At 72.1% G+C, this 11,163-nt stretch carries 4 protein-coding genes; all 4 read right to left on the bottom strand.

The window, feature by feature from the left end:
• Positions 1 to 476, bottom strand: a 476-nt coding sequence (locus D7W79_RS30760) for a DNA/RNA non-specific endonuclease (RefSeq protein WP_208729884.1), incomplete at its 3' end; no start/stop codon positions are given.
• Positions 477 to 664: 188 nt separating this feature from the next.
• Positions 665 to 1,606: a hypothetical protein gene (locus D7W79_RS30765; protein WP_120528940.1), complete on the bottom strand. Its 942-nt coding sequence runs from the start codon at positions 1,604 to 1,606 to the stop codon at positions 665 to 667.
• Complete coding sequence (locus tag D7W79_RS30770; RefSeq protein WP_147442133.1) at positions 1,603 to 2,607, bottom strand: hypothetical protein; 1,005 nt, start codon at positions 2,605 to 2,607, stop codon at positions 1,603 to 1,605. The genes D7W79_RS30765 and D7W79_RS30770 overlap by 4 nt, the downstream gene beginning before the upstream one ends.
• Positions 2,608 to 2,633: 26 nt before the next feature.
• The gene (locus tag D7W79_RS30775; RefSeq protein WP_120528942.1) at positions 2,634 to 11,150 is read right to left on the bottom strand and encodes an RHS repeat-associated core domain-containing protein; all 8,517 of its coding nucleotides are present in this window, start codon (positions 11,148 to 11,150) and stop codon (positions 2,634 to 2,636) included.
• Positions 11,151 to 11,163 lie beyond the last annotated feature (13 nt).

The following is an 11,163-nucleotide window of genomic DNA, read 5'->3' on the forward strand; positions in this document are numbered from 1 at the left end:
CCCCAGCCCCCGAGCTGCGAGCCGATGAGGTGTCCTCCGTCGTAGTCGTTGCTGGGGTTCTCCGCGTCCCCCCACTGGCCCACGTTCGTCTGACAGGAGTCGATGCGCGGCGCCGCGGTGATCTTCGGCAGGTCCTTGTACGCCCGGCTCGGACGGCCCACGCTGTCGATGAAGTAGTACTCCCCGTCGAAGCTGTGCCACTTGCTCCGGTCCGTCGACGGGAAGTACTTCGGGCAGTCGCTGATCAGGGCCGCGGTGACGTTCCCGTGGGCGACGTACCCGACGCCATAGGGCGTCAGCGCCTCCCGGATCTCCTCCTCCGTGTGGCTCTCGAAGAAGTCCATGAGGCCGCTCGGGCCACCGAAGTCCTGCTCGAGCTGTCGGGTGACGTCCTCTCCGCCCAGGTCCGTGGCGCCACAGCCGCCGAGCAACAGACCCAACACCGCCGCGACTGCGAGCTTGTTCAGGGTGCGCATTCTTCCGGCTCCTTTTCGCGGCCTCAACTACCAAGAAGTCGCGAAAAATACGAGGAGAAGGCGATACGCACCTTGGACGGATTCCGTGTCAATTCTGACACAGACATGTGTCAGGCGTTACATGCATGACGTTGACAGTCATTGAGGCCCGGCGGAGCTTCCAGGCCGGAAGCTCCGCGTGACCGGCCTCAGCCCAGCGCGGCCCAGAGGTAGACGGCTGAGTACGTCTGCGCCTCCGTCCAGATCTCCTGGCCCGTCCTCACGATGGTGGTGCAGTCGGCCAGCCACCGGGTGGACTCGAACTCGAAGACGCCGGACTCGGACGACACCGCCACCGGTTCGCCCGCGCCCATGGTCACGGAGCTGAGCGGACTGGGGGACATGTTCGTCGCGCTGAAGCGCCCGTAGAAGGACTGGAGCAGCACCGCGGCATGCCGCAGCGGCACCGTCGCGCCCGTCTCCACCCGCAGCTTCGTCGTCCCCCAGTTGGTGTCGTTGACGGTGTAGGTCGACTCGTCGGCGACGAGCCCGAACCACGCGTTCTCCTGGGCCTCCCCCAGCACGAGTCCCGACGGGTTCACCGTGCAGTTGGAGGCGCCCTTGCCCGTCAGCGTCCCGGCGCCCGTGACGTAGGCGCTGCCCGGGGCGGTGAGGGCCGCGGAGATGCCCGCGGACGCGCCCACGCCGCCGACGTTGTGGCTGCCCGAGGCGAAGTCGAGCTTGAAGCCCGACAGCACGGCGGCGGAGAACTCCGGCCAGGCCACCACGGCCTCGGACCGGGACATCTGTCCCGTCGCCAGCTCCTCGCCGCTCACGACATAGCGCATGCTGGACTCGCCTCCGACCCAGGCGATGACGGTGATCCACACCGTGGCGGACGACAGCGGCGTGCCCGACACCTCCGCCTTCACCTTGACCTGCCGCCGGCTGTCCTCCCCCGCGTTCTCCCGCGTCAGCTTCACGCCGAACCCGGAGATGGCGGAGCCCCCCAGGTTTCCTCCCGAAGCGCTGGTGGCGAAGTTGATGTCGAAGCGCGAGATGCCATACAGCGCGAGCCCCACGTCGCCCGAGAAGTCGAACGTCGCCGTGTCCCCGGCGACCACTTCCTTGCGGCTGAACTCCCAGCTCATGACGCACCTCCAGGCCGCGGGCTTGCGATTTCGGCGATGACGAACGCCGTCAGGTTGCTCTCAGGGGGCGGCGCGATTCCGTAGTCGTCGCCCGTGCGTGAGTTGAAGATGTTCAGGATGAGCGTCCCGGAGATGGTCTTCCCATTGGAGATGCTCAGCGTGTCGCTGGTGACGCCCGCCTCGAACAGCTCCAGGTCGCTCGTCTTGTCCCTCTCGAAGTTGATGTTCACGTTCTGCAGGAGCACCCCGGCCCGGCGCACCGTCTCGCCCAAGGCCAGGTTGGGCGTCACGCTGAAGGCGCACGTCACGCCGTCGCGCTCGTCGTCGACCTCCGTCCACTTGCTGGAGGCGGTGTCGATGGAGAGGACGCGGTAGGAGGTCACCCCGTCGGTGGACAGGAAGGCCACGTCGGCCGTTCCCGTCCGCTCCTCGTCGCCACTCTGGGTCGCCTTCCCGCTCACCTTCGCCTGGGCGCCTCCGGGCTTCTCCACGGAGGAGGTGAAGGACAGGCTGCTCACCTCCTTCGCGCTGCTGCCCGCGATGTAGAAGCCGGCGAGGAACGCGCGGGCCTCCGCTGACGCGGAGGCGATGGGGATGGCCTCTCCCCACTGCCCGGCGAGCCCGTAGAGGTTGCCCGCCACCGCCTGGTACGCGGGGTTCGACAGCCCGAGCACGGCGACCACGGTGATGCGCACGAAGCTGTCGTGCCCGCTGCCATCCGTCGAGCTGGCCGCCTCGGCGCCATCGTAGTTGGTCATCACCAGCGATGCCGTCACGTGGACGGCATCCTCGGTGAGGTTCGGCACCAGCGTCACGCTGGCCTGCCCCACCGCCTCCGAGGTGGAGCCGTTGTCGGCGTAGTACAGCCGGAAGTAGCTCAGCCCCGCCATCGCCGCGAGCACGCGCTCACCCGGCAGCAGGTCTTCACCGAAGTCCACCTTCATGGGTGACGCCCAGGTCTTGTTCTTGGGCATCACCGCGGTCTTCACGCAGATTCTCATCGACGCTCCCCTCTTCTTCCGGAAACTCAAAAGCCGCCGATGAGCCGGCCGGCCGGACCGAAGTCCATGCCACCCGGGCCGCCCAGCACGCTCGGACCTGTCATACCTTCCAGCATCGCGCTGCCCGCGGACTCGAGCTTGCGCGTCAGCCGCTCCTTGAGCTTGTAGCGATTCTTGACGTACCCGAAGGACGTCCCGCCCACGCCCACCGTCAGCCCCCAGGCTCCGTCCAGGAGGACGTTGAGGCCGTCCTTCCAGTCCGTCCCGAACTCGTTCTCGCCGTAGACGACGAGCGTCACCAGGTTGGTCAGCGGGATCGACACCAGTCCGGCGACGGTGTAGCCGATGGTGTTGCCCAGCGCGCTGTGCGGCAGGGCCACCATGAACTGCTCCCACGCGTCCTCGGCGGGGTTGAGCTTCTTCTGCAGCTGGTCCCAGTAGGTGGCCTCGGACATCCACTTCTTCGCCTTCGTCGCGCGCGTGGCGTCCGGCATCGCCGCGTCCTCGGCCAGCCTGGCGGCCTGCTGCGGGAAGCCCCGCACCTTCTCCTCGCGCCCCCGCCTGGCGCGTCCCTGGATGCCGCCGGAGATGCCACCGCGGATGAAGCCGCTCACCGCCCCCACGGCCACCGTGCCGGTGAACTCCTTCCAGCTGAAGTCGTCAGCGGTCAGCGCGTAGGTCATGCCGTTCCAGCCGGCCGCGGAGACCATGCTCGCGAGCGCCGACAGCCCCGCCGTCCTCCCCATCGTCGTCACGTCCAGCACCAGCCCCGCCACGGTCCCCGCGGCGGCAACGGCGCCCGAGAACACGACGACCGCCATCCGGCCACTGTCGGAAATGGCGCCCGTGCGGTCCACCCGCGTGGTCGGGTGGTTGCCCGCGTAGGTGTAGGGGCTGGGGAACTCGTTGGCCGGGTCCGGCGCGTAGAAGCGGCCCAGCACCGGGTCCAGGAGGCGGGCGTTGAGGTTGTAGAGGCCCGTCTCCGCGTCGTACTCGGCGCCGGAGAAGCGCAGGCGCATCCACGGCGCTGCGCCCGTCGCCTCCCGCGCCGCGCCGAAGGCGGTGTAGCCGAAGCCCTCCACCAGCGTGCCCTGGGCATCGAACAGCGCGCGGGTGGAGCGCAGCCGGTCGCTGGAGGCGTGGTAGCGGACGCCGTCGCGGTACACCAGGGGGCAGCCCGTGGGGCCCGGCACGTACAGCACGGTGCCGCTCTTCCCGCCCGTCACGAACAGCGGCTGGTTCTCACCCGGGAAGCGCACCTCGCGCTGCTCGCCGTCGGGACCGCGCACCCGGGTGGCCACGCGGACGCCGTCGGCGTCATAGGCGTACTCGACAGTGCGCGCGTCGCTGGCGCCGGGGCGGACGTGAATCTGGCGTGGCAGCGCCATGCCGGGCGCGTAGGCGAAGTCCAGGTCCACCGGTCCGGTGCCCCGGGTGCGGCGCGACGACACCGTGCCGTCGGCCCGCCAGGTGAACGCCGTCTCGCCGCCGTCCGGCCAGGCCACCGTGTCCAGCCGGTTACCGCCCGGCACGTACGACAGGCTCGCGCCGGAGAGCTCGTGGATGTTGCCGTTGAGGTCCTCCTCGTACTGGAAGCGCTCGGCGGCGTCGGTGCCCTCCACCGTGCCGGAGGCGGTGATGCGGCCCAGCCCGTCATAGCCATAGGCGAGCTGCTCCCGGTGCGAGCCGAGCACCGCGCTGGTGCCGCGCACGTTGCTGTCGGGCGCGAAGGTGTACGCCTGCGTGGCGCTCGTCCCGGCGGAGGCGGCGGATTGCAGCAGGTGGCCCGGCGAGTCGTAGGTCATCTCCCAGGTCACGGGGCCGGAGCGGCTGGTCCGGACCCGCGCCATCGCATCCCACCCGAACGAGGCCAGCTCCATGCCCGCCTCGTCCTGGATGGAGGTGATGTGGCCCTGGACGTCGCGGCCGTACCGCAGCGGCCCGGGCTGGGGGAACAGCTCCCGCGGCAGGCCCAGCCGCACCAGCGCGTTCGTGTTGTCGTAGCCGAACGTCACCTCCAGCGGCGCGGCCTCCTCGCCGTCGTCCCACGTCACTCGCAGGGTGCGCGCCTCGAGCTGTCCCAGCGGCGTCCAGCGGTACGAGGAGTCCACCGTCGCGGGCGCGCCCGTGTCCTGGGAGCGGGAGTCCACCAGCTGTCCCAGCGCCAGCGCGTCCCAGCCGTCGCCGTCGTAGCGCCACACGCCCGTCGTCACCGCGCCGGAGGCCGGATCCGTCAGCGGCCAGCCCGGGAGCTCCGCCCGCTCGAGCAGCAGCGGTTCATTCCACGCGACCGTCACGTGGCCGCGCGCAGTCACCCGGCTCATCGCGTCGTAGGTCGTCCAGGTGATGCGGCCCTCGGCCGCGTCCGCCGCGGTCTGGGCAAAGCGCGCGCGCCCGCCCCGGTCGTGGACGTAGCGCGTCTCGCCCGCGTCGGGAGTGGACTCGCGCAGCAGCCGGCCCAGGCAGTCGTAGTCGCGGACGATGGCCGTGTCCGTGCCGTCCCGCCAGCCGTCGGGGAGGATGACGCGCGTGCGCGTGCCCGTGGGCTGCATGCCCAGGTCCGTCGCGGAGACGTACGTGGAATCGCCCCGCAGCGGCACGAGCACGGCGAGCGCGGCGTCCTTCGCGTCACGCACCTTCAGGCGCCGCTCGCCCACGGGGGAGATGAACGTGGTGACGCGGAAGTCGGTGGCCGGCAGGTCCAACCCCGGGAGCACCGCCGCGTCCGGCGCGTAGCGCACCTTCGTCGTGGGCCGTGAGTCCGCGGGCGTGGTGTACGGGTCGACAATGGCCCAAGCGGCGCCCGGCAGGCCCACCTCCACGGTGCGCCCCAGCGGTGACGCCTCCAGCAGGCGCCGCGAGTACGGGTAGCCTCCGTCCGCGGAGCGGCCCGCCTGCCCATTCCAGTAGTCCGTCGCATCGCCGGCCATGACGCCACTGCCCGCGAGCGAGGCCTGGAAGGCCGGCAGGTCCACCAGCCCCGTCCGGTAGAGCAGCGGGGCCAGCGCCGCGCCCGAGCCGAAGTCGCCGGGCACGGACTTCGTCTTCACGATGGTGCGCCCCAGCGCGTCCTCGATGAGCTGGTTGACGAGGTACGTGTCCCCCCCGAGCGCCTGGAGCTGACGGTCCGCGCCAGTGGAGTCCTGCAGGCGCGCTTGAATCACCGGGCCCTCCATCCACGCCAGGTTGCGCAGGCCGAGCGCTCCGGTGCCCGAGGTGAGCGCCGCGCCTCCGCGCACGCCCGTCGCCACGGAGAACACCAGGCCACCGTCCGTCCAGAACAGCAGCCGGCCTCCCGTCACCACCAGCAACAGCGAGGCCGGGCTGGAGGCGCCCGAGCCCACGGGCGAGACACCCTGCCCGCCCACTTCCAGACTCCATCCACCGTCCCAGGACAGCCGCGCGGCGGTGCCCACCGTGAAGCCGAAGCCCGGTGACAACCGCACCGGCCCACCGTCCACCGAGGTGGGCTCCACGTAGAGGGCCCACGCCTCCGTCTCCGGCGCGGTGGCGGTGAGCGACGCGTCGGTGCTGCCCTCGTGCAGCAGCAGGCCCGAGGCCGCGCGCCAGGCGCCCTCCGCCGAGGGCGTCCAGGCGTCACGCCACGCCTCGCCGTCGCGGAACGTCTGCATGGTGCCGCCGCGCGTGGCCTGGAGGACGAGCTGGGTGTTCGGGTCCCCCGGATTGAAGGCAGCGTTGCGCTGGCGGGAGCTGAACTCCAGCTGCACGCCCTTCAGCGCTCCGTTGGCGCGCACCTGGCCCACCATGCGCCGGGTGGGGCCATAGACGGCCCGGGACGTCAGGCCCCCGGGGCCCACGTTGGCCGTCGGCTTGTGCGTCCCCGGCTCGAAGGCCTGCGCCATGACGTTGGCGTCGCGCGGGTAGAAGCCCACGTCGTCCACCCACAGCTCACCGCCGCCCGCCTCGACGCGCAGCCTGACGGAGAGCGGACCGCCGGACGCGAGGCGCGCGTGATGCTCGCCCAGCGCGATGGCCGCCTGCACCCAGGTCCAGCGCCCGGAGGTGTCGTTCAGCGCGAGCCGGAGGGGCTCGCCCACCACCGTGCTTCCGGACGTCACGGTGATGATCAGCACGGGCGACGCGCCGGCCGCGGCGTCGCGGGGCCGCGCGTACCAGCAGCCGGCGACGTAGGTGCGCGCGTTGTCCGTGGGCGTCAGCGGTGCGCGCTCCACGGCGGCGGTCCCTCCCGGCAGCCACGCGCAGCGCACGCCGGTGTGGGCGCGCTCGGTGGTGACGGCGGCGCCTCCGGTGAAGGTCCATGCGGAGAGCGGCTCCTGCGACTCGAAGCCGCAGGCGTCGGCCTCCTGCGCGGACAGGTCCGCGTTCGTCACCATCAGCAGCGGCAGCTGCCCGGTGGCATCCACCCGGGTGGAGTGCGCCACGCCCGAAGCGTCCTTCGACAGCGTGGCGATGCCCTGGACGTCGCGCGCCAGGATGCGCGTGCGCGCGAACCACTCCGGGGGAATGGTGGCCGCGCCGAACGGGAACCGGGCGCCATCCGGGGCCGTCGGGCCGCCCCAGTCGTAGCGGGCGGACACGTCGAGCACCGTGCAACCTCCGGCATTCTCGAACGGACCGTAGGTGGTGGCGGCGCACGCGGACACGGAGTCCACGCCGTCCTTCGGCCACACCCGGGTGCGCATCTGCGCGACGGAGGTCAGCACGTTCTCCCACGCCAGGGCGCGCCAGGCGGGCACGGCGGCGGCGAAGGTGGTGGCCATCTCCGTCGTCCACGTCACGCCGTGGACGTCGCGCGTGTCGAACGACTCGGAGGTGGTGCCACCCGTCAGCGGCGCGGGGAAGCCTCCCAGATAGCCGTAGCGCGTCTCCAGCGCGAGGCCGTCCTTCATGGAGCGGATGCTCGCCGGCCGCACGTAGGCCCCATGCAGCATCACCTCGCTCCACGTCCCGGAGGCCGCGTCCTCGAGCGACGTGAAGCCGGCGCGCGACGTGAAGACCTCCCAGGTGTTCGTGTCGCTAGCGACCAGGCGGCCGGTGTAGCCGCGCACCGCCGTGGGGGACTTCGGGTCCTCGTCGCTGTCCACCGTGTAGCGGCGCTGGGTGGTGGGGTCCTCGACGGACCAGTACAGGTAGCGCCCGTCGACGCGGCGGGCCTCGTAGACGGCCTGGGCGGACAGCGCCGCCTCGGCCGGGAACAGCGCGCGGAGCTCCTGCGGCACGGGGGTTCCCGGCGGTACGTCGGGCGTGAGGCCCAGGCCAGCGGAGATGGGCGCGGCGAACAGCGCGGCGCCCTCGAAGGTGAGCGTCTGGAGGGGCTGGCCGTCCAGCATGCTCAGGCCCTCCGCCGTGGCCCCGTTGTCGTAGGTCGTCACGGTCCGCCCGCCGTGCGCGGCGGACGGGTCGTCACAGCCATCCCAGGCCGTGGAGCGGTAGTACTTGATGACCTCGCCGGACGGGTCGCACGCGGCGCTCACCCGGTCGAAGCTCCACACGGAGCGCAGCGGCTCGCCCAGGCCGGTGTCGATGGACAGCGAGCGCACCGGGTAGTCCACCAGCGGGCCCTGGATGTCGCCCCCCACGAAGCGATGCAGGGTGAGGCTCGGCGCGCGCTCGAAGTCAGGCGCCGTCTGCGGGTAGGTGACGAGGGTGGCGGGGCCCGCGGGGCTCTTGCCCGCGCGAGGCGGCGACAGCAGTCCTTCGGGCGACAGGGGGCTGACGAACGTCTGGCCCGCGATGGTGGAGGTGGCCTTCGCGCGGCCGTTCTCCAGCAGGGCCAGGGCGATGCGCGCGGCGCCCTGCCCCGGAGGCAGCCGCCACCCCGTGAAGTCCGGGGCCGCGTCGACGACGCTGAAGGAGTCCGTGCCTTCCGGAGCGCCCTCGTAGACGGGCTGCTCGCTCTGGAGCCCCGTCCACCCGGGCGCGGCGCCGCGGTACCAGACGGTGTTGGAGGCGACGATGAAGTCCTCGCCCGTCGCCGAGGGGTAGCCGGAGTCCTCCCCCGGCGGCAGGGCCGGCAGCGTCCTGGGCGCGCGGGCGAAGGTGCCGCTGTCGGCGTCGTACGCGAGCAGCCGCGTGGTGATGCCATCCGACACGTTGAGCACCTGCAGCGCCACGTCGCGCCCGTACGCGTAGGCCAGCCAGCCCGGCCGGCCACGCCCCTGGTCGGTCAGCGCCTCGGAGGTGTTCCAGCCCACTCCATCGAAGCGCCACAGGTACCGGTCGGTCCCCACCAGCTCGTTGCCGGACACGGACGGCACCGGCGGCCATGAAGGCCTGGGCACCTGCGTGACGGAGGACAGGCGCAGGTTCTCCGCGTCCACGCCCTGCCCTTCCTGGAACTGGTAGTCCGCGTCCCAGCGGCGCACGCGCAGGGCGTAGCGGCCGGTGGCGCTGGAGTCCGTGGCCTCGCACCACGCCACCATGGACGGGCCTTCCGCCCAGGCCATCTCCGTCTGCCGGGGCCCCAGCGCCACGTCCAGGGAGCCGCCGTCGTTCCAACGGTGGTCGCCGTCCAGCCACGCCAGCGACACCGTCCCCTTCCCGTTGAGGTGCTGCCACAGCAGGTAGCGCTCGCCGCGAGCGAGCACCTGCATCGTCCGTCCCTGCACCGCGGGCGCGTCCCCGCCATTCCAGGCGCGCCGCTGCCAGTCCCAGGTGAGCCGGTAGAGGCTGTCACCCGCGCCGTCGAAGCCGGAGACGGTGGCCAGCAGGAAGCGCTCTCCGGCGGCGAGCCGGGCGCCCGTGGCCCGCGGGAAGGAGAGCCACGAGGTGCCGTCCCCACCCGAGTACCGCGCCCACTCCCACGCGCGCAGCGTGCTGCGCCGGAACGGGAGCACGCGCACCTCGTCGCCAACGCGGAAGGTCAGCCCGAAGAAGTCCGTGGAGGTGACGCCCGCGAGCGTGTCCGCGTCCAGCGCCTGCTCACCCTCGTAGACAAGCCCCTCGCTGACGGTGGAGAGCTGCCAGCGTCCCGTCCACGTGTGGACCTGGAGGCTCAGCCGCTTGCGCTGGGCATCCAGCCAGCAGGTGACGGCGTAGTCCGGCCCCAGCCAGACGAAAGGGGTGTTGCCGGTGGCGGCGAAGCCCGCGGGCGGCGTGACGGTCAGGTCCCGCTCGCAGATGTCCAGCGGGATGGCGCCGTCGTACGTGAAGGTGCCGGTGGCGCCCTCGGGATAGGTGATGCGCGTGAGCGCGCCCGGGTGTGCGGCGGCGTCCTCCAGCGCGTAGCTGAACACGTAGCCGGGCAGGCTGCGTCCGGCCGGGTCCTGCTCGGTGATGCCCGTGAGGTAGCGCTTGCAGAGGTCGGCGGACGACGCGGCGGGGGTGCCGGGCAGGGCCTGGGGCGGCGCGTAGTCCAGCTTCACGCGGTACAGCTCGCGTCCCGCGTCGTCCAGGACGCGCACCCGGTCCAGGTACAGCGTCTCGTAGCGGTCCTGGAAGGCGTTGGGGGTGGTGAGGTTCTCCGGCGCCTCGCCGTCGGCGGCGGGCGCGAGCACCTTGTGCGGATCCTGGTACTCGTGGACGGTGGCCGTGTACCACTTGGGCGCGTAGTCCAGCGCCACGCCGCGGCCGCCCACGCCGGTGATGCGCGAGAGGTAGCAGGCCTTGGTGTACGGCAGCCCTTCGGGGCCCACGCGCTGCTCCACGGCGTCGTACGCGTAGGTGACCCGGTCGCCGTAGCGGTCCACGCGCGCGACCAGGTTCCACGCGTGCGCGTACTGCGCCTGCCCTTCCCTGCGCATCGAGCTGCCCACCCAGCCGCCCCGCTCGCCGCCGAAGCGCACGCCCCACTCGATGCCGTGGCCGGTGCTGGTGGCGAAGCCCTGCGGGGTGACGGAGACGCCACCGCCGAAGACCCGCTGCGTGCCCGAGTCGTCCACCGCCACCCAGCGCTCGTAGGTCGGGTAGTAGCGGACGCGCCAGAAGCTGAAGTCCTGCGGCTCGAAGCCAAGCCCGCCCGCCGCCACCGCGAGCACCGGGACGCCGTCCGCGCCGGCCTGCTCGGACAGGACGAAGGACTGCTCGTGGACGGCGTCCTCCACGTCCCAGGGGCCCTGCCCGCTGATGGTGGCCTGGGAGGACAGGGGGAGGCCGGCCCCGGCGAAGGCGGCGATGAGCTCCTGCGAGACGAGGGGCCCGCCCAGCCGCGAGCCCAGCGCCGCGTCCAGCAGCGCGCGGACCCACGGGCGCGGGGTGGGCACCAGCCGGTTGCGAGCGCCTCCGGACTCCAGGCTGAAGCGCCGCGCGGCGAGCGACAGGGCGCCGTCGGACTCCGCGATGATCCGCTCGCGGGGGAGCATCCATCCCAGGCCGACCACGCCCGTGGGCGCGTCGAGGTTCCAGCGCGTCGCGGCGAGGTGGATGGAGCTGTCGTAGGAGAGGCCCAGCTCCACCGCGAGCGTGTCGTCCCCGAGCTTCCCCGGGAGTTGGACCAGCGGGCGCTGGTAGCTCACCGAGCCCCGGAAGAGGTTGATGCTCTGCCGGAGGGAGCCGACGTCGGTCGACGCGAACTGGGCAGGACGCTGCGGGGGGACCTGGTTGGGGGCGCGCGAGGAGGGCATGACGGTCCAGGGA

It is taken from the genome of Corallococcus exercitus, assembly GCF_003611585.1.
Classification (GTDB): domain Bacteria; phylum Myxococcota; class Myxococcia; order Myxococcales; family Myxococcaceae; genus Corallococcus; species Corallococcus exercitus.

Bases quoted from the DNA above. Each gene is read 5' to 3' on its own strand.
- D7W79_RS30765 (WP_120528940.1), bottom strand. From the start codon at position 1,606: ATGAGCTGGGAGTTCAGCCGCAAGGAAGTGGTCGCCGGGGACACGGCG.
- D7W79_RS30770 (WP_147442133.1), bottom strand. From the start codon at position 2,607: ATGAGAATCTGCGTGAAGACCGCGGTGATGCCCAAGAACAAGACCTGG.
- D7W79_RS30775 (WP_120528942.1), bottom strand. From the start codon at position 11,150: ATGCCCTCCTCGCGCGCCCCCAACCAGGTCCCCCCGCAGCGTCCTGCC.